General features: G+C 69.1%; 14 protein-coding genes. 6 read left to right on the forward strand and 8 right to left on the reverse strand.

Going from position 1 to position 18,309, the window contains the following annotated elements:
* The 3 genes from ACH107_RS21005 to truA all read right to left on the reverse strand — a co-directional run.
* A partial coding sequence (locus ACH107_RS21005; RefSeq protein ID WP_412507469.1) for a translocation/assembly module TamB domain-containing protein occupies window positions 1–3,000 on the reverse strand: 3,000 nt, incomplete at its 3' end.
* The gene (locus ACH107_RS21010; RefSeq protein ID WP_310690506.1) at window positions 3,000–4,787 is read right to left on the reverse strand and encodes an autotransporter assembly complex family protein; all 1,788 of its coding nucleotides are present in this window, start codon (window positions 4,785–4,787) and stop codon (window positions 3,000–3,002) included. The genes ACH107_RS21010 and ACH107_RS21005, both read right to left, overlap by 1 nt.
* A gap of 98 nt (window positions 4,788–4,885) precedes the next feature.
* The gene (gene truA, locus ACH107_RS21015) at window positions 4,886–5,659 is read right to left on the reverse strand and encodes a tRNA pseudouridine(38-40) synthase TruA (protein ID WP_310690505.1); all 774 of its coding nucleotides are present in this window, start codon (window positions 5,657–5,659) and stop codon (window positions 4,886–4,888) included.
* A 98-nt stretch (window positions 5,660–5,757) separates the two neighbouring features.
* On the opposite strand from truA, the gene ACH107_RS21020 reads away from it, so the two are divergent.
* A complete protein-coding gene (locus tag ACH107_RS21020; protein ID WP_412507470.1) occupies window positions 5,758–7,173 on the forward strand; it encodes a YcjX family protein in 1,416 nt (471 codons plus the stop codon).
* Window positions 7,170–8,153 carry a YcjF family protein gene (locus ACH107_RS21025; RefSeq protein WP_412507471.1) on the forward strand — a complete coding sequence of 328 codons (984 nt, stop codon included), beginning with the start codon at window positions 7,170–7,172 and terminating at the stop codon, window positions 8,151–8,153. The genes ACH107_RS21020 and ACH107_RS21025 overlap by 4 nt, the downstream gene beginning before the upstream one ends.
* 11 nt (window positions 8,154–8,164) lie before the next feature.
* Here ACH107_RS21025 and ACH107_RS21030 read toward each other — a convergent pair whose 3' ends face one another.
* Window positions 8,165–8,584, reverse strand: a complete 420-nt coding sequence (locus ACH107_RS21030; RefSeq protein ID WP_310690502.1) for a group III truncated hemoglobin — start codon at window positions 8,582–8,584, stop codon at window positions 8,165–8,167.
* Window positions 8,585–8,653: 69 nt separating this feature from the next.
* On the opposite strand from ACH107_RS21030, the gene ACH107_RS21035 reads away from it, so the two are divergent.
* The 3 genes from ACH107_RS21035 to ACH107_RS21045 all read left to right on the forward strand — a co-directional run bounded on the left by ACH107_RS21035 (window position 8,654) and on the right by ACH107_RS21045 (window position 13,129).
* Entirely contained in the window at window positions 8,654–9,364 is a 711-nt protein-coding gene (locus tag ACH107_RS21035) for a VIT1/CCC1 transporter family protein (RefSeq protein ID WP_412507472.1), read from the forward strand.
* A gap of 204 nt (window positions 9,365–9,568) precedes the next feature.
* Window positions 9,569–12,541, forward strand: a complete 2,973-nt coding sequence (ileS, locus tag ACH107_RS21040) for an isoleucine--tRNA ligase (RefSeq protein WP_412507473.1) — start codon at window positions 9,569–9,571, stop codon at window positions 12,539–12,541.
* A gap of 135 nt (window positions 12,542–12,676) precedes the next feature.
* Window positions 12,677–13,129 carry a hypothetical protein gene (locus ACH107_RS21045; RefSeq protein ID WP_310690499.1) on the forward strand — a complete coding sequence of 151 codons (453 nt, stop codon included), beginning with the start codon at window positions 12,677–12,679 and terminating at the stop codon, window positions 13,127–13,129.
* On the opposite strand, the gene ACH107_RS21050 is transcribed toward ACH107_RS21045, so the two are convergent.
* The 4 genes from ACH107_RS21050 to fsa all read right to left on the reverse strand — a co-directional run bounded on the left by ACH107_RS21050 (window position 13,126) and on the right by fsa (window position 16,362).
* Complete coding sequence (locus tag ACH107_RS21050; RefSeq protein ID WP_412507474.1) at window positions 13,126–13,827, reverse strand: CDP-alcohol phosphatidyltransferase family protein; 702 nt, start codon at window positions 13,825–13,827, stop codon at window positions 13,126–13,128. The genes ACH107_RS21045 and ACH107_RS21050 overlap by 4 nt on opposite strands.
* 171 nt (window positions 13,828–13,998) lie before the next feature.
* Window positions 13,999–14,919: a tyrosine recombinase XerC gene (locus ACH107_RS21055; protein WP_310690497.1), complete on the reverse strand. Its 921-nt coding sequence runs from the start codon at window positions 14,917–14,919 to the stop codon at window positions 13,999–14,001.
* Window positions 14,920–14,922: 3 nt separating this feature from the next.
* A complete protein-coding gene (locus tag ACH107_RS21060; RefSeq protein WP_310690496.1) occupies window positions 14,923–15,624 on the reverse strand; it encodes a DUF484 family protein in 702 nt (233 codons plus the stop codon).
* Between the two features lie 84 nt (window positions 15,625–15,708).
* Window positions 15,709–16,362 (reverse strand): fructose-6-phosphate aldolase, encoded by a 654-nt coding sequence (gene fsa / locus ACH107_RS21065; RefSeq protein ID WP_310690495.1) that lies wholly within the window; start codon window positions 16,360–16,362, stop codon window positions 15,709–15,711.
* A gap of 92 nt (window positions 16,363–16,454) precedes the next feature.
* Here fsa and priA point away from each other — a divergent pair.
* Window positions 16,455–18,309, forward strand: a 1,855-nt coding sequence (priA, locus tag ACH107_RS21070; RefSeq protein WP_412507475.1) for a primosomal protein N', incomplete at its 3' end; no start/stop codon positions are given.

Here is an 18,309-nt window from a genome sequence, read left to right on the forward strand (position 1 = left end):
GGCCTTGTGGGTCACACGCGGCAGGTCGCCCAGGGTGGACACGGGGCTGGAGGGCACGCGGATCTCGGTGCGGCCCAGCGCGACCCCGCCGCTGAGGCGCGCGCCCCCGCGCAGTGGCCCGGTCACGCGGATGGTGCCGGTTGCCCGCGTTTCGTAAAGGGCGGGATTGCGCAGGCGGGCGCGCTGCAACTCCAGACGCAGGTCGGCGGTGTTGGGGGTCGACAACCCGATGCTGCCCCCGGCCACGATCTGCCCGCCCGCGGCCAGGTCGCCCGTCAGGTCCAGTTGCGCCAGCCCACTGTTAACGCGGACGCGGCCGGATAGCGCCTCGATCGCCTGGCCCAGGTTCGGAGCGGTCAGGCGCCCATCGGAGAGCGTCACCGCGCCCGACAGCGACGCCGGGCGCGGAGGACCGTTCACCGACAGGTCGTAGCGGGCCAGCCCGCTGATCTGGCGCGGCGCGATGAAGGCATTGGCCAGCCCCAGCGGGGCCTGCCCGACCAGGTTCAGCGCCAGTTGACCATCGTTGCCGATCCGGCCATCGGCCTGCCCGGTGGTGCCCGCCGGGCCGCTGCCGCTGCCCGAGACCTGCCAGCCGCGCGCGTCCTGCGCGGCCTCGATCCGGGCTGTGGCGGGTCCGGCGAAATCCGGGGCCAGCAGCCCGACATCGGCCAGCCGCAGGTCCAGGTCGGCGCGGGCGAGCCCGTCGTCGGCGATGTCCACGTCGCCATCCGCACTGATATTGGGAAAGCGCGCGCGCAACCCGCTCAGGGCGATGCGCCCGGTCGGGCTCTGGTCGAACTCGGCCCGCAACTCGCCCGCGCCGCGCAGCAGCGGATCGAGCCCCGCCGGCCCGGCGCGCAGGTTCTGCGTGGTGACTGTCAGACCAGCCTGCGCCGCGCCGGTCTCGGTGGCGTAGTCTCCGCGCGCCTCGAGCGTCATGGCCCCGCCCAGCCGCAACCCCGTGAGGCCCGCGACCCGCGACAGGTCGCCGGCCTCGAGCACGGCAAGGCCCGTCACGGCATAGCCCGCGCCCTCGGGGGTGGCGGTGACATCGGCATCAAGCCGGGTATCGGGGGCGATCAGCACGGCCTCGGTCGTGACGACGCCGGCCGCGTCGGTGCGCAGGTCCGCGTCGAAGGTGCCCGGCCCCTGCAGGGCGGGGTCGATCCGGCCCATGTCGGTGATCCGGGCGGCAACGGTCCCGCTGGCCGCATCGCCCGTGATCTCGGCGCTGGCATCGGCGCTCAGGTGTTCGCCGCGCAGGTCCAGGTCGTCCAGGCGGGTGCCGCTCTCGTTGCGGGCGGCGCGCAGCGACAGGCGCGTCTCACCGGTCAGCAGCGGGTCGACCTGCGCGATGCCAAGCCCGAGGTCACCTGTCCGGGCGCTCAGGTCGATGTCGAAAATCCCGTCGAAGGGCTGCAGCCTGCCCGAAAGTGCGATCTGCCCGTCGCCCTGCAGCGGCCGACCGACCAGCCCCGAGAAGCGGCCGAAATCCTCGGCCGTGATCCGTGCCGCAGTGCGGGTGCGAAAGCGCACGTCAGGCCCGCGGACCGTGGCATTGGCCTGTGCCGACAGCCCCGCGCCCCGAAGGGTCAGGGCCTCGACCTCGAAGGGCTCGCCCTCCTGCCGGGCAAAGCGCAGGCTGCCGCGGATGTCCGAGCCCAGCGCCCGGGCCTGGGCGGGGTCGGTCAGCGTGAGTCCCGTGGCGGCATAGTCCAGATCGGCGCTGAACCGCCCAAGGTCCGCGCCTGCGCCCTCGGCAATCGTGCCCTGCCCGCGAAGGGTCAGCCGATCGACCGACAGCTCGGGATGATCCAGATCCCGCGCCGTGAAGCGCCCCCGCCAGCGCTCGCCCGCTGCGGCCTCGTATCGCAGGTCGATGTCGGCAGAGGCGATCTCGGTCCGGGGTCCCGAGACGGGCAGGCGCACCGGCTCGCCATCCGCCGCCGCCATGCGGCCGGTCAAATCGAAGGCCTCGGGCCAGCCCCCCGCCCCGATCCGGGCCGAGCCGCCAAGCGTCAGTTGCTCGGCCTCGATCGAAAGCGAGGTCAGGTCCAGCGCCCCGTCGCCATCGCGCAGCCCAGAGGCCAGCAGGCTGGACGAGGGCCCGAAGAAAGGGTGGTAGTCCTCCTGCAACAAGGGCCGCAAATCACCGGTCAGGGCCAGGTTGAACCAGGTCTCGTCCGGGGCTGTCTCGGCCGGGACGGTTTCCGCCGCGCCGCCCTCCTGGCCCAGCTGAAACCGGCCCATCACACGTTCGGCCCCGTCGGTGGACAGGGCAAGCTCGGCGTCGAAGGCGCTGATCGGGGCGTCGCCCGTGATCTCAAGGCGCAGGGCGGGCCGGTCAGGCAGGCCAAGCATCCGGGCGGCGATGCCGCCCTTTCCCTCTTCGGCCAGAAGCGACAGCGCCAGTTGCCCCGCGGACTCATCATAACGGGTATCGAGGACGAAGCGCCCGATCTTGTCGTCCACCCGCGCCAGCGTCAATTCGGCATCGGCCAGCCCGTCGACCAGCGACAGGGCCCCTTGCAGCCGCGCCGCGAGGGGTTCGCCGAGAAAGACCTCGGCGATCTCGATCCGTTCGGCGCGGACCTCGCCGATCTCGACCGAGACCGGCAGGTCGGGCAGGAAAAAGGGCGTGGCCTGCGCGCTGGGCACCGCCGCGCCGCCCGCCGGTTCCGGCACCCGGCTCAGGATGATCCGCTCGGCGGCCAGTTCCTCGATCTGGATCTGGCCTGACAGCAGGGCCGCGCGAGTCCACTGCAGGCCGACCTCTTCTAGCCGCAGCCAGACGCCGGTCTCGTCGGCGATCGTGATCGCCTGAACCGTCGCGCGCGAGGACAGCGCCCCTTCGAAGCCCATGAGCCGCACCTCGCGGCCCAGGTCCGAGACCGCGTCCTCGATCAGCCCGGTCAGGAACCCGCGGTCGTCCTCGGCCTGTTGGGCCAGGGCTGACGTGCCCAGCAAAAGACAGAAGGTCAGAAGGAGATACCGCATCAGAAGGCCTGCCCGATCCCGATGTAGATTTCCACGCGTTCAGCCGCCTCCGGGCCGCTCGCAGGGGTGGCGAGATCCAACCGGATCGGCCCGATGCCGGTGTCGTAGCGCAGCCCCAGACCGGCGCCCGATTGCCAGTCGCCGCTGCCGAAATCAAATGCGTCGGCCCCGATGAATCCGGTGTCGTAGAAGCCCACGAGGCCGATGCTCTCGGTGATGCCAACGCGGGCCTCGGCCTGGGCGCCCACGAAGGCGCGCCCGCCGATCTCGTTGCCGCCGCCCAGATCCACCGCGAGCGACTGGAACGGCTGGCCGCGCACCGTGCCGCCGCCGCCCGAGAAGAACAAGAAGCTGGCGGGCACGTCCACAGCATCCGCACCCCAGACCCCACCGGCCTGGCCACGCAGGGCGAAGGTGACGCGGTCTTCGGCCCCGAAACTGCGATAGACGCGCCCGTCGCCGTAGACCCGCACCCCGTTGCCGCTGCCTGTCAGACCGAGGAAGGGCATGATCTCGAGGTTGGCGAAGTAGCCCGATGTGGCGTCGAATTCGTCGTTGCGGCGGTCACGGGTGCCCTTGATGGGCAAGGTCAGGACCTGGTAGCGGCGCGTCCCTTGCGAATCCTCGACCTCGCCCGCGCTGTAGCCCAGGCCAAGCTCGATCACGGCCTCCTCGCGGATGCGGCGGATAAAGCCCGCCTCGGCATTGATCCTGCGTTCGAAGAACTGCGGCTCGTCGCGCTGCTCGATCCCGAGATTCGCATAGAAATCGACGTCCGAGCGGAAGGTCGCCGGGCGCAGATAACTGGTCGACAGGCCGTAGTCGATGCCCCCGGTGGCCCCCTCAAGGCCCGCGACCTCGGCCTCGACACGCAGGCGTTCGGCGCCGCCAAGCAGGTTGCGATGCAGCCAGAACCCCGAGAGCGTCAGCCCCGAAACGGTTGAATACTCGGCCCCGAAGCCGAGCCGCCGCAGCGGTTGTTCGACAATGCGCAGTGCCATGGGCAGGGTGTCGTCGGCGCCGGCCTCCTCGCCCTCGATCACCGTGGCCGAGGCGAAGGCCCCGGTGCGGCGCAGGTTGGCCTCGGCCCGGGCGATGGCCTCGGGATCGAAGCGGTCACCGGGGCGCAGACCGGCGATGGCGCGGACGCGGTCGGGGCGGCTGCGCTCGGTCCCGGTCACGTCGATCTCGCCGTAGCGCAGCACCGGGCCGGGGGCGATCCGGACGACGACGTCCAGTTCCAGTTCCGGGTGGTTGGCCCTGATGTCCTGGTCGCTGGGCGCGGCCAGGGCGTGCCCCTCGGCGCGCCAGCCCGCCACGGCGGTGCGGGTGGCATCGCGGATCACGTCGCTGCGCGCGGGTAGCCCGGTAGCGAGAGCCTCCGGCAGGGTCGTGTCGGATGTGATGGGGGCCACCTGGGTGCGGCCAAAGCGGAAGCGCGGACCGGTTTTGATACGCAGGTCAACCCGCTCGACCGAGGCGCGCGGTAGCAGCGGGTCCAGCGTCACCGCCTCTTGCCCGTCCACTTGGATCGAGATCGTGCCGCCATAGTGCCCAGCCCGGTACAACCCGGTCAGAAGACGCTCGTAGTCGGCCCGGGCAGCTGCCAGGTAATCCTGCGGAGCCTCGGCGCCGTCACGCTCCAGCGCGACCAGAAGCGACGCGTTCCGCAGTTGTGACTCCAGCGCTCGATCGCCACCTTGCAGGGTCAGGCGCACCTCCTGTGCGGCAGCCCAGAGCGGCCAGAGCCAGATCGTGACGGCGATGAAACCGGTCAGAAGACGCACGCAAACCCCCAACAAGTGCAGCCTGTCGCGATGAATGTAACGTGGACAGCGCAGTGGGGAAACGCGAAACCGTACAATCAGGCGGGGCCTTGCCGCCCTCAGGGTGCGAAAGGGTCCTGCGGATAGCCGACCCCGGCTAGGTAGAGCCCGTCGGGCGGGCAGACCGGGCCGCAGGCGTCGCGGCTGCGGGCCTCGAGCGCCGTCTTCACCCGGCCGGGCTCCCAGGCCCCGGCGCCGACCCGTTCGAGCGTGCCCACGAAGCTGCGCACCTGGTTGTGCAGGAAGGACCGCGCGCGGACATGGAACAGGACCTCCATGCCGCCCTCGGGGCGGGGGTGATGCTCGATCTCCAGCGCGTCCAGCGTCTTGACCGGGCTGTCGGCTTGGCAGATCGAGGACCGGAAGGTGGTGAAATCGTGCCGTCCCACGAGGTGCGCTGCGCCTGCGCGCATCGCCTCCGGGTCGAGCCTCTGCGGCACCCGCCAGGCGCGGCCCTTCTCGAAGGTCAGCGGCGCGCGGCGCGCCACCAGTCGAAAGAGATAGCGCCGTTCGAGGGCCGAGAACCGCGCGTGCCAGTCGCCGTCCACCCGCGCGCAGGCGGTGATCGCGACCGGGGCGGGCCGCAGGTGGTAGTTGAGGGCCTCGGACAGGCGGAACGGGTCCCAGTCCTTGTCCAGGTCGCAATGCGCCACCTGGCCCAGGGCATGAACCCCGGCATCTGTCCGGCCCGCCCCCGCGATGGCATGGGGGCCGGGCGAAAGCCGGGCCAGGGCCGTCTCGATGGTGCCCTGCACCGTGGCCAGGTCGGTCTGGCGCTGCCAGCCGGAAAACGGCTGGCCGTTGTACTCGATCTTGAGCGCATAGCGAGGCATGGCCGGGGCCTTAGGCGCAGGCGGGGGCGAAATCAATCCCTACACATTGCCCGGCCGCCCCCTTATCTTCGCACCGAACGGCCAGGAAAGGGGCGGCGGTGGGTCTTTCGACGCTCGCAGAGGGAATTTCGCGGGGCGTGGAGGGGGTGACCGGCACCCTCGCCGCACCCTTCACCGACCAGGTGATCCGGCTTGGCGTCACGGGCCTGAGCCGCGCGGGCAAGACCGTTTTCATCACCTCACTGGTGGCCAATCTGTTGGACCGGGGGCGGATGCCACAGTTCCAGCCGGCGGCCAGCGGGGCGATCCGGGCGGCCTATCTGCAACCGCAGCCCGACGACACGGTGCCGCGTTTCGACTACGAGGCGCACCTAGCCGACCTGACCGCGCGCGCGCCCCAATGGCCCGAAAGCACGCGCCGCATCTCCGAGCTGCGCCTGTCGTTGAAGGTGCAGCCGGGCGGGCTGATCGGATCGGTCCAGGGGCCGCGGACGGTGCATCTGGACATCGTGGATTACCCCGGCGAATGGCTGCTGGACCTGTCGCTTCTGGACAAGGACTTCGCCAGCTGGTCGGCCGAGGTGCTGGCCCGGATCGAGGATCGGCCCGGCGGCGCCGACTACCTGGGGCAGCTGAGCGCCACCGATCCCGCGGAGGTGCTCGAAGAACCCGTGGCGCAGGGGCTGGCCCGGACCTATACCGCGCATCTGAACGCCGCGCGCGAGGCGGGTTATTCAGACTGCACGCCGGGGCGCTTCATGCTGCCGGGTGATCTGGAAGGCTCGCCCGTGCTGACCTTCGCGCCGCTGCCGCCGGTCGACAGGCCGGGCCGCCGCAGCCTATGGCGGGAATTCGAACGCCGCTTCGACAGCTACAAGCGCAATGTCGTGAGGCCCTTCTTCCGGGATCATTTCGCCCGGATCGACCGGCAGATCGTGCTGGTCGATGTGCTGGGGGCGATTCATGCGGGCCCGCGCGCGGTCGAGGACCTGCGCCGCGCTATGGCCGACATCCTGACGGCCTTCCGGCCCGGGCGGAACGATGTGCTCAGCCGCCTGCTCATGGGGCGCCGCATCGACCGGATTTTGTTCGCCGCGACCAAGGCCGATCATCTGCACCACGAACAGCACCCGCGGTTGACCGCGATCACCGAGAGCCTGCTGCGTGGCGCCCGCGACCGGGCGGCCTTTGCCGGGGCCGAGGTACGCGCCATGTCCATCGCTGCCCTGCGCGCCACGGACGAGGACCGCGTGCCCCATGACGGGGCCGAGCTTGCAGTGGTCCGGGGCCGGCTTCTGGGCACGGACAAGCGCGCGGCCTTTCACCCCGGCGCCCTGCCCGAAGACCCCGCCCACCTGCTGGCCCCCGCGCGCAAGGGCGCCGCGGCTTGGCTGGACGCGGACTATGAGGTGATGCGCTTTGCGCCGCTGCCCTTGACGCTGAAGCCGGGCGAGGGGCCGCCGCACATCCGGCTGGACCGGGCGGCACAATTCCTGCTGGGGGACAGGCTATGAGCAAGAGGCCGGTGCTGATCGACCTGGACGAGAGCGAGACCATCGCGCCGGATGCCGCACCGCCTGTGCCCGAGGACGGCGGCGAGGCCGCCGCCATGCAGACCGCTGCACATCTGGCGGCAGGGCGGGGATCGCGGCTGGCGCGCTGGTTCTGGGGCAGCCTTGCCGCGCTGGTGGGATTTGCCGCCTCGGTCACCGCCTACGACGTCATCACCGGGCTGCTGGCGCGGTCGCCGCTGCTGGGCACCCTGGCGCTGGGGCTGACCGGCATATTCTGCCTTGTCCTTTTGCTGATCGCGGTGCGGGAACTGGCCGCATTGGTGCGGCTGCGCCGGGTGGACCGGCTGCAATCGCGGGCCGCCCAGGCTTTGACCGATGGATCACTGAGCGCGGCGCAGGAGGTGACGGAGGACCTGCTGGCGCTTTACAAGGATCGCGAGGATACCGCCTGGGGCCGCGCGGCCTTCACCGACCGGCGGGGCGAGGTGCTGGACGCCGACGCGCTGTTGGGTCTGGCCGAAACCGCGCTGCTGGATCCGCTCGACAAGCGCGCGAGGCAAGAGGTCGAGGCGGCCGCACGCCGGGTGGCCACGGTCACGGCCGTGGTGCCCCTCGCCTTTGCGGACATCTTCACCGCGCTTGCGGCCAACATCGGCATGATCCGCCGCATCGCCGAGATCTACGGCGGCAAGTCCGGCGCGCTGGGCAGTTGGCGGCTGACCCGGTCGGTGCTGGCGCACCTCGTGGCCACGGGGGCGGTGGCCGTGGGTGATGACCTGATCGGTTCGGTCGCGGGTGGCGGGATGCTGTCCAAGGTCTCGCGCCGCTTCGGCGAGGGCGTGGTGAATGGCGCCCTGACCGCGCGTGTGGGTGTCGCCGCCATGGAGGTCTGCCGCCCGCTGCCTTTCGGCAGCCTCAGGCGCCCTTCGGTCAGCGGCATGGTTAAGCGCGCGCTGACGGGCCTGTTCGCGCGAGCCTGACTCGGGGTGTCCTATCGCAGGATCGGCACCTCGCCGGGTTTCTGACGGTCCACCACCGCGGCGCGCATGCTGGCCCCGATCCGGTGCGCCAGCGCCGACCAGGACCGCGCCTGCGCCTCGGGCAGTTCCTGCTTCAGCACAGCATCGAAGAGCGCCAGCCAGGTCTCGAACATACCGGGCCGGACGTTTCCGGCGGCCACATGCACTTGCACCGGGTTGCCGTCATACACCCGCTCGTGCCGGATCGCGTTGCACCAGAAGCGGATGATCTTCTCTTCGTGGGCCGGCCAGTCGTCGACATGAACGGCAAAGACCGGGCCCAGCCCGGGATGAGCGCGGACAGCCTCGTAGAAGCGGGCGACGACGCGGGCAATCTCGTCTTCCGAGACATCGAATTTCGGCGGCAGCGGCATGGCGGCTGGATAGGTCATCCCCGGCGCCGGGCCAAGGGGTTGATTCAGGACAAGGCAGCGCCTCGGCCTGATGTGTATATTGCCCCCATGGACGAACACGGACACAGCCAATCCGAGGTGGAGGCCCGCATCAACGCACCCGCCGGGCGCGGCCACCTGCGCGACATGATCTACGGGGCCATCGACGGGTCGGTCACGACCCTTGCCATCGTCGCGGGGGTGGCGGGTGCCGGGCTGTCACCCTTCATTATCGTTGCACTGGGACTGGCCAATGTCCTGGCCGACGGATTTTCCATGGCGGCTGGCAATTACTCGGGCACCAAGTCCGAACTGGACGAGATCAAGCGCCTGCGCGCGATCGAGGCCCGCCATATCCGCGACAACCCCGAGGGCGAGCGGCGCGAGGTACGCGAGATCCTGCGTGCCAAGGGGCTGGACGGTTCCGTGCTGGAGGACGCCGTGGCGGCCATCGCTGGCGACCGGAAAGCCTGGATCGACCTGATGATGGAAGGCGAATACGGCCTTTCGATCGTCGAGCCGCAGCCGATGCGGGCCGCGCTGGCGACCTTCGCCGCCTTCCTGCTGGCCGGCATGGTGCCGCTTCTGCCGTTCCTTCTGGGGGTCGCGACACCGTTCGGCTGGTCGTTCGGCCTGACGATGGGGGTATTCTTCGCCGTTGGCGTCTGGAAAAGCCGCTGGTCGCTGGCGCCCTGGTGGCGGTCGGGCACCGAGACCTTCGTGATCGGCGGCACTGCCGCGGCAATCGCCTACGGTGTGGGGACGCTGTTCGCGGCCTGACCCCGGGCCTGCCGTGCCTCCCACTTTACCCCTGCCGCGACGGGGCCTATAAGCAGCCCAGACATGAGACATGCCCGGCCCATCATCCGAATTACGACCCCGGCGCTCTGAGCCAAGCAAGAGACGCCGGGCAAAGGTGTCCGAGGAATCCGCACCGACCTGAGCAGCCGTGAATAATTCCCGAATTTCGAAGGACGCGACACGATGTGCGCCGATACGCCCGACTACAAAGATACGCTGAACCTGCCGAAAACAGATTTCCCCATGCGCGCGGGTTTGCCCAAGCGTGAACCCGAGTGGCTGGCCCGCTGGGATAGCATCGGCATCTACGACCGCCTGCGCGAGAAAGAGGGCCGGCCCCCGTTCGTGCTGCATGACGGCCCGCCCTATGCCAACGGGCACCTGCACATCGGCCACGGCCTGAACAAGACGATCAAGGACATCATCGTGCGCAGCCACCAGATGCTGGGCCACGATGCGCGCTACGTGCCCGGCTGGGATTGCCACGGCCTGCCCATCGAGTGGAAGATCGAGGAACGCTACCGTGAAAAGGGCCAGGACAAGGACCAGGTGGATGTCATCGACTTCCGCCAGGAATGCCGCCGCTTTGCCGAGGGCTGGATCGACACCCAGCGCGACGAGTTCAAGCGGCTGGGCATCACCGGTAACTGGGCCGATCCCTACCTGACGATGGATTTCCACGCCGAACGCGTGATCGCCGAGGAATTCATGACATTCCTGATGACCGGCACGCTCTACCAGGGGTCCAAGCCAGTGATGTGGTCGCCGGTGGAAAAGACCGCCCTGGCCGAGGCCGAGGTCGAGTATCACGACAAGGAGAGCTTTACCGTTTGGGTGAAGTTTGAGGTTAAGTCTGCCAGTCGCACGGGCAAAGCCCATGACACAGCCGCGACCGCTTTGATGTCGACGATGAGTCGAAGCGACCTGATAGGCGCGCATGTCGTCATCTGGACGACAACTCCGTGGACAATTCCATCAAACAAGGCCGTGGTCTATGGCGCGGACATCTCCTACGGCCTCTACGAGGTGCTGGACACCCCCGAGGAGTGCTGGGCCAACACGGGCGACCGCTACCTGCTGGCCGACAATCTGGCGGCCGATGTCATGGCACGCGCGCGGCTGGACGACGGCATGTGGCGACGGGTGCGCGACGTCACCGCCGAAGAACTGTCGGGCCTGAGCCTCAAGCACCCGCTGGCCGGGGCCGAGGGGTCGAATGGCGAATGGGACGACCGGCGGGACTTCCGCGCCGCCGATTTCGTCACCGATGAAGAGGGCACAGGTTTCGTGCACTGCGCGCCCAGCCATGGGATGGAGGAATACGAGCTTTACCGCGAACTGGGGATGCTCGACCAGGTCATCACCTACAACGTGAAGGACGACGGCAGTTTCCGCGCCGACCTGCCGTTCTTCGGCGGCAAGAAGATCCTGCGCGACAAGCCAAAGAAGGGCGACTGGGAGGGCGATGCCAACGCCGCCATCATCGCCAAGCTGCAAGAGGTCGGCGGCCTTCTGGCGCGCGGCAAGATCAAGCACAGCTATCCGCATTCCTGGCGGTCGAAGGCGCCGGTGATCTACCGCAACACGCCGCAGTGGTTCGCCGCCATCGACCGCCCCGTGGGCGACGGACAGGACGCCCACGGCACGACGATCCGCGACCGCGCGCTCAAGTCCATCAACGAGCTGGTGAAGTTCACACCCGCCTCGGGGCAGAACCGCCTGCGCGCGATGATGGAGACCCGGCCCGACTGGGTGCTGTCGCGCCAGCGGGCCTGGGGTGTGCCGCTGACCTGTTTCACCCGCAAGGGCGCGCTGCCCACCGACCCGGACTTTCTGCTGCGCGACGAAACCGTCAACGCCCGCATCGCCGAGGCCTTCGAGGCCGAGGGCGCCGACGCTTGGTACAAGCCCGGCGCCAAGGCGCGTTTCCTGGGCGATCACTACGACCCGGACGACTGGGAGCAGGTCTTCGACATCCTCGACGTCTGGTTCGATTCAGGCTCGACCCACGCCTTCGTGCTGCGCGACCGGGCCGATGGCACCCCCGACGGCATCGCCGATGTCTACATGGAAGGCACCGACCAGCACCGCGGCTGGTTCCATTCCTCGCTGCTGCAGGCCTGCGGCACCAAGGGGCGCGCGCCCTATCGCAACGTGGTCACCCACGGCTTCACGCTGGACGAGAAGGGCAACAAGATGTCCAAGTCATTGGGCAATGTCGTCGCGCCCGATGATGTGGTCAAGCAATACGGCGCCGATATCCTGCGGCTCTGGGTGGCGCAGACCGATTACATGGCCGACCAGCGGATCGGGCCGGAAATCCTCAAGGGCGTGGCCGACAGCTATCGCCGGTTGCGCAATACCCTGCGGTTCCTGCTGGGGGCGCTGGCGCATTTCGAAGAAAGCGACCGGGTCGATCCCGCCGAGATGCCGGAACTGGAACGCTGGGTGCTGCATCGGGTGTCCGAACTGGACGCGGTGGTGCGCGACGGCTATGCCCGGTTCGATTTCCAGGGCGTGTTCCAGGCGCTGTTCAACTTCGCCACGGTCGAACTGTCGGCCTTCTATTTCGACATCCGCAAGGACGCGCTTTACTGTGACGGCGACAGCGACCGGCGCCGCGCCGCGCTGACGGTTCTGGACATCCTGTTCCACCGGCTGACGACCTGGCTGGCCCCGGTGCTGGTGTTCACCATGGAAGAGGTCTGGCTGGAACGGTTCCCGGGCGCGGGCAGCTCGGTCCATCTGGTGGACTTCCCCGAGACGCCGGGCGACTGGCGCGACGAAGAACTGGCCGGGAAATGGGCCACCGTGCGTCGGGTCCGCCGGGCCGTGACCGCCGCGCTGGAAGTGCAGCGCCGGGACAAGGTGATCGGCGCCTCGCTGGAGGCCGCGCCGGTGGTGCATGTCGATGCCGCGGCGAAGGCGATCCTCGATACCGTGAATTTCGAGGATATCTGCATCACGTCGGCCGTTCGCGTGACCACCGATCCCTCGCCTGCCGAGGCCTTCCGCCTGCCGGAGGTCGCGGGCGTCGGCGTGGTCTTCGAGAAGGCCGAAGGCGAGAAGTGCCAGCGCTGCTGGAAGATCCTGCCGGATGTGGGCCGCCATACCCATCCGGGCGTCTGCTGGCGCTGCGACACGGCCTTGGGCTGAGGCCATATCCTGCCCGGGGGCAGGCTGTTTCGCGCAGTGGCGCGGGACAGCCGCTGCCCGCCGATTGATCCAGATCAGCGCGGGCCGGTGCGGGGCTGTGTCTTGTCTTTGCTGCAAAACGAAGGAGACAGGCGAATGACACATCCCAGCAAGACCGAGTTGCGCGACCGCATGCTGGCGCTGGAATCCGAAGAGCTTCGGGCCGCCCGGGATCACTACGCGGCCTTTCTCAAGGACAGCCGCCTCGCCGAGAACGAACCCCACGAGCGCGACGAATTGGCTGCGGCCCGCGTCGCGGCGGACCTGGCCCATGGCTTTGACGATCCGATCCACGATCATGAAGCCAAGATCGACGCGCTCGAGGCGCTGGACACCGGCCCGAGCGCCGAGGTCGGCCCCGGCGCGGTGGTCACGCTGGGCGGGCGGCATTTCATCGTTGCCGTCTCGACCCGCAAGTTCGACTGCGGCGGCGTCACCTACATGGGGATTTCGCAGGAAAGCCCGATCTACAAGAAGATGGCGGGGCTTCAGGCGGGCGACAGCTTCGCGCAGAACGGCGTCGAGATGGTGATCGAAGAGGTTTTCTAGGCCCTGTCGTCCATGCCGTAGAGCGCTTGCTGAACCGGTCCGGCCAGCAGCAGGTAGAGCGAGGTCACGACCAGGGCGCCCGTCACCACGGGGCCGGGGGCGAACCCGGTCCAGGCGGCAAAGCCCGCCAGGGCAGTCCAGACCACGGCCACCGGCAGCGAGAGCACCCGCCAGCGCCGGGTCCGCACGGGATGGATGAATTTCACGGGCAGGAACATGGCGAGGGTCAGCGCCGCGACCAGGCCGAGGCAGGTCGCCCAGTGCGGTTCGGTCGCGAAGAACACCAGAACGGCCATGTTCCAGCAGCCGGGAAAGCCCTGGAAGGAATTGTCGGTGGTCTTCATGCTGGTATCGGCGAAATAGAGCGCCGAGCCATAGGTGATGGCGATCACCGCCACCCAGCCCGACCAGCCGTCCATCAGCCCACTGGCATAGAGCGCATAGGCCGGGATGAAGACATATGTCAGGTAGTCGATGATCAGGTCGAGCAGGACCCCGTCGAAGCGCGGCGCGTGGCGCTTGACGTCGTAGCGCCGCGCCAGCGGGCCATCGATTCCGTCCACGGCAAAGGCCACGACCAGCCAGACGAACATGAGGGCCCAGTCCTGCTGGATCGCCTCGAGCATGGCGAGCATGGCAAAGACGGCGCCGGTGCCGGTGAGCAGGTGAACGGTGAGGGCCTTGCTGTGGTTTGTCATGCGGCTGTGATGTCGGATTTGGCCCGGCGGCGCAAGCGGGCGGGGGCTGTCAAGCGGTGTGGCTGCGCCACGCTTGATATCTCGGCGGCGGGACGCCGCCTCGGGTCGGGGGCCTTGCCCCCGTCGGTCTGCGACCGACTCCCCCACGGTATTTGAAACCCGAAGAAACGGTCATTTGCCCGACCGCGGGTGGGCGCGGTCGTAGACCTCCATCAGGCGGGCGGTGTCCACCGCGGTGTAGGTCTGGGTTGTCGAGAGCGATGCATGGCCCAGAAGATCCTGGATCGCGCGCAGGTCGCCGCCGGCGGAAAGCAGGTGCGTGGCGAAGCTGTGGCGCAGGGCGTGGGGCGTCGCCGTGGCGGGCAGGCCCAGTTGCAGTCGCGCCTGTTCGGTCACCTTCTGGATCGCGCGTGGGGAGAGTGGCCCGCCGCGCTGCCCGCGAAAGAGCGGGGCCTCGGCGTCGAGCCTGTGCGGACAGCTGTGCGTGTAGGCCGCGACCGCTTCGCGCGCCGCCGCCAGAACCGGGACCAGCCGGTCCTTGCCGCCCTTGCCCCGGATGCGCAGGCTTTGGCCCAGTGGCGCGTCGCGGCCCGTCAGCCCCAGCGCCTCGGAGATGCGCAGGCCGCAGCCGTAGAGCAGCGTGACCACGGCCACGTCGCGGGCGGCCACCCAGGGTTTGGTGGCCTGGAGTTCGACCTGGTCGAGCATCTGACGGGCGGCCTCCGGCGCCAGGGGGCGCGGCAGCCGGCTGCGGGGCTTGGGGGCACGGGTGGCCAGCACGGCGCTGGGGTCGATGCCCTCGCGTTCGGCCAGCCAGCGGTAGAAACCTTTCACCGCCGAGAGCGCCCGTGCCAGCGACCGCGCCGCGATGCCGCGCCCGCGTTCGTGGGCCATCCAGGCGCGCATGTCCGAGACGGTCACGGCTGCAATGGGGGCAAGGCCCTGGGCCGCACCGTGATGCCGGGCCATGAAGGCGAGAAACGACAGGACGTCACGGCGATAGGCGGCGATGGTGTTCTCGGCGGCCCCGCCGAGGGCCCGCTGGTGGTCGAGCCACCGGTCCAGCGCGTCGGACAGGGCAGGGGCGATCATGGCCTAGCCCAGCCAGCGCCGCATGACCCGTTCGAGCACACCTGTGAAGAAGGCCAGCAGGTCGGTGCCCTGTTGCGGGGTGAACTGGTGGGGGTCCTCGGCGCCGAGAACCAGCACCCCCGGCAGCCGCCCACTGCCGAGGTCCAGGCGCAGGCAGGCTTCGGAGCGGATGAAATCGGCCTTCTCGCCGAAGAGCATCTCGTTGTCCGTGCGCAGCTGGCGCAGGGTCACCTGGCGCGGCGGATGGTTTCTGCCCTGCGTGATGTAGTCGGCCACGAAGCCCGGCTCGGTCACCCGCAGCACGTCCTGACCGCGGCTTACGGCCGGGTCTTCGGCGCGGCTGGCGGATTCCAGCACCAGCCGCAGGCTGTCCACGCGCAGGATGTCGGCCACGTCGCCTGCCAGATCGGTCAGGAAGTCCTCAAAGCGGGAGGACTCCATCATCCGCAGGATCGCCCGATGAATCTGGTTGGTGCCCGCCAGATTGTCGTAGGCGGCGGCGATCACGGTACGATGGGTGTCTTCCAGACGGTCCAGCCGTGCCTCAAGCCGCTCCATGGCGATGCCGCGCAGATCGATGATGTTCGACCCCATGGACTTTGCGTTTGCCGCGATCAGCGCGCGCATGACCTCCTGATCCTCGAGCACGGTCTCTGGATCTGACAGAATGCGATCGCGGACGGTGGTGCCGGGGCTGCTGCTCATGACGCCCATCCTTTTTGTTTGGCAAGAGCTTACCAGAGCGGGATCACACCGGGCCAGAACAAAATGCAGCCCCGGACGGCACCGTCAGACGATCTTGATCCCGGCCTTGGCGGCATCCTCGAGGAAGGCGGCCAGGCCCTTGTCGGTCAGGATATGCTCGGCCATCTTGTGGATCACCGCCGGGGGCGCCGTGGCCACATCGGCGCCCAGTTTGGCGCAGTCGCTCATGTGGTTGGCCGAGCGGATCGAGGCGGCCAGGATCTGGGTGTCGAAGCCGTAGGTGTCGTAGATGGTGCGGATGTCCTCGATCAGGTCCAGCCCGTCGAGGTTGAGGTCGTCCAGCCGCCCGATGAAGGGCGAGATGAAGGTCGCGCCCGCCTTGGCCGCCAGCAGCGCCTGGTTGGCCGAGAAGCAGAGCGTGACATTGACCATCTTGCCTTCGTCGCTGAGCGTCTTGCAGGCCTTCAGCCCGTCCCATGTCAGCGGCACCTTGACGGCGATGTTGTCGGCGATCCCGGCCAGCTTGCGGCCCTCGGTTATCATGGCCTCGGCCTCGGTGGCGACGACTTCGGCGCTGACCGGCCCCTCGACCATCTCGCAGATCTCTGCGGTGACCTCGTGGATGTCGCGGCCCGACTTCATGATCAGCGACGGGTTCGTGGTGACGCCGTCCACCATCCCCAGCGCGTGCAGGTCGCGGATGGCGTCGACGTCGGCGGTATCGACAAAGAACTTCATGTCAGAGCTCCGGGTGCTTGGGGTTGGCAGTTGTCATGGCAGGGTTTACCCCAGATTAGACAATACGGAAACCCCTTGATGGTTGCGCTAACATGGCTTCGGCGGCACCTGACTTCTACGACGAAGGCGCCCTGGTCGGCGTGCTGACCACCCAGCCGCTGGACCGGGTGCTGGATTATGCCGCGCCCGAGGGCGGCTGCTGGCTGGGCGCCTTCGTCGAGGTCCCGCTGGGCCCGCGCAAGGTGCTGGGTGTGGTCTGGGGGCCGGGCCGGGGCAACTATGACCGGGCCAAGATCCGCTCGGTGATCCGAGTGCTGGACCTTGCGCCCATGACGCCGGACATGCGTGACTTTCTCGAACGGGCGGCGGGCTACACCCTGACGCCCATGCCGGCGATGCTGCGGCTGGCCACCCGGGCGCCGGGGTTGGGCGATGCGCCCTCCATGCGCAAGGTGTTCCGGCTCGGCGATGCCAAACCTGATCGCATGACCGCCGCGCGCGACAGGGTGCTGGGGGTGCTGCGTGACCATGGTGGGCTGTCCTTTACCCTGGGCGAACTGGCCGAGATGGCGGGGGTCTCGGGATCGGTGGTCAAGGGTCTGGTCAAGCAGGGTGCGGTCCGCGAGGAGGACGCGCCGCGCGATACGCCCTATCCCCGGTTGGACCCGGATCACGGCGGCAAGACCCTGACCGAGGCGCAGGCAGGGGCGGCGCAGGCGCTGCGCGCGGCCATCAAGGCGCAGCGCTATGGCACGACGCTGCTCAAGGGCGTGACCGGTTCGGGCAAGACCGAGGTCTACCTCGAGGCGGTGGCCGAGACCCTGCGCGCGGGGCGGCAGGCGCTTGTCCTGCTGCCCGAGATCGCCCTGACCGAGCAGTTCCTGACCCGGATCGAGGCGCGCTTTGGTGTGAAGCCCGGCGAGTGGCATTCCGGCGTGACCATGACCGAGCGGCGGCGCTGCTGGAAGATGGTCGGGCAGGGCGGCTGTCAGGTGGTCGTGGGCGCACGCTCGGCGCTGTTCCTGCCCTACCGCGATCTTGGCCTGATCGTCGTGGATGAGGAACACGACACCTCCTACAAGCAGGAGGACGGGGTGCTTTACAACGCGCGCGACATGGCCGTGCTGCGGGCTTCGCTGACCGGGGGGCAGGTGGTGCTGGCCTCGGCCACGCCCTCGCTGGAAAGCTGGGCCAACGCGCAGGCGGGGAAATACGCGCGGCTAGACCTGGCCGACCGCTTCGGCGAGGCGGTGATGCCCGGGATGGCGGCGATCGACATGCGGATGGAAGAGCTGCCGGGCGGCAAGTGGGTCTCGCCCAGCTTGAAGCAAGCGGTGGACCGGCGGATCGCGCAGGGGGAGCAGGCGCTGCTGTTCCTCAACCGGCGAGGCTATGCCCCGGTGACGATCTGCCGGGCCTGCGGCCACCAGATCGGCTGCGACGACTGCGACGCGACCATGGTGGAGCATCGCTTCCTGAAACGGCTGATGTGCCACCAGTGCGGCGAAACCAGGCCGATGCCGGCTGCCTGTCCAAGCTGCGGGGCCGAGGACCGGCTCGCGCCTGTCGGCCCGGGCGTCGAGCGACTGGAGGAAGAGGCCCGCGCGCTTTGGCCCGAGGCGCGCACCGCTGTCCTGTCGTCCGATCTGTATGGCTCGGCCCGGGCGCTGAAAGAGGCGATCGAGGGGATCGCCGCGGGCGAGGCGGATATCATCATCGGCACGCAGCTGGTGGCCAAGGGGCACAATTTTCCGAACCTGACGCTCGTCGGGGTCATAGATGCCGACCTCGGCTTGCAGGGCTCCGACCTGCGGGCGGCCGAGCGGACGTTCCAGCTGTTGCGCCAGGTCGCAGGCCGGGCGGGGGGGGGGGGGGGGGGGGGGGGGGGGGGGGGGCGGGGGGGGGGGGGGGGCGGGGGGGGGGGGGGGGGGGGCGCCGCCCGCGGGG

This window comes from Roseovarius halophilus (ex Wu et al. 2025) (assembly GCF_047086965.1).

What these genes read in the sequence shown, in the direction of transcription:
- truA (WP_310690505.1), bottom strand. Translation starts at nt 5,659, where the DNA reads ATGCCTCGCTATGCGCTCAAGATCGAGTACAACGGCCAGCCGTTTTCC.
- ACH107_RS21025 (WP_412507471.1), top strand. Translation starts at nt 7,170, where the DNA reads ATGAGCAAGAGGCCGGTGCTGATCGACCTGGACGAGAGCGAGACCATC.
- ACH107_RS21030 (WP_310690502.1), bottom strand. Translation starts at nt 8,584, where the DNA reads ATGACCTATCCAGCCGCCATGCCGCTGCCGCCGAAATTCGATGTCTCG.
- ACH107_RS21035 (WP_412507472.1), top strand. Translation starts at nt 8,654, where the DNA reads ATGGACGAACACGGACACAGCCAATCCGAGGTGGAGGCCCGCATCAAC.
- ileS (WP_412507473.1), top strand. Translation starts at nt 9,569, where the DNA reads ATGTGCGCCGATACGCCCGACTACAAAGATACGCTGAACCTGCCGAAA.
- ACH107_RS21045 (WP_310690499.1), top strand. Translation starts at nt 12,677, where the DNA reads ATGACACATCCCAGCAAGACCGAGTTGCGCGACCGCATGCTGGCGCTG.
- ACH107_RS21050 (WP_412507474.1), bottom strand. Translation starts at nt 13,827, where the DNA reads ATGACAAACCACAGCAAGGCCCTCACCGTTCACCTGCTCACCGGCACC.
- ACH107_RS21055 (WP_310690497.1), bottom strand. Translation starts at nt 14,919, where the DNA reads ATGATCGCCCCTGCCCTGTCCGACGCGCTGGACCGGTGGCTCGACCAC.
- ACH107_RS21060 (WP_310690496.1), bottom strand. Translation starts at nt 15,624, where the DNA reads ATGAGCAGCAGCCCCGGCACCACCGTCCGCGATCGCATTCTGTCAGAT.
- fsa (WP_310690495.1), bottom strand. Translation starts at nt 16,362, where the DNA reads ATGAAGTTCTTTGTCGATACCGCCGACGTCGACGCCATCCGCGACCTG.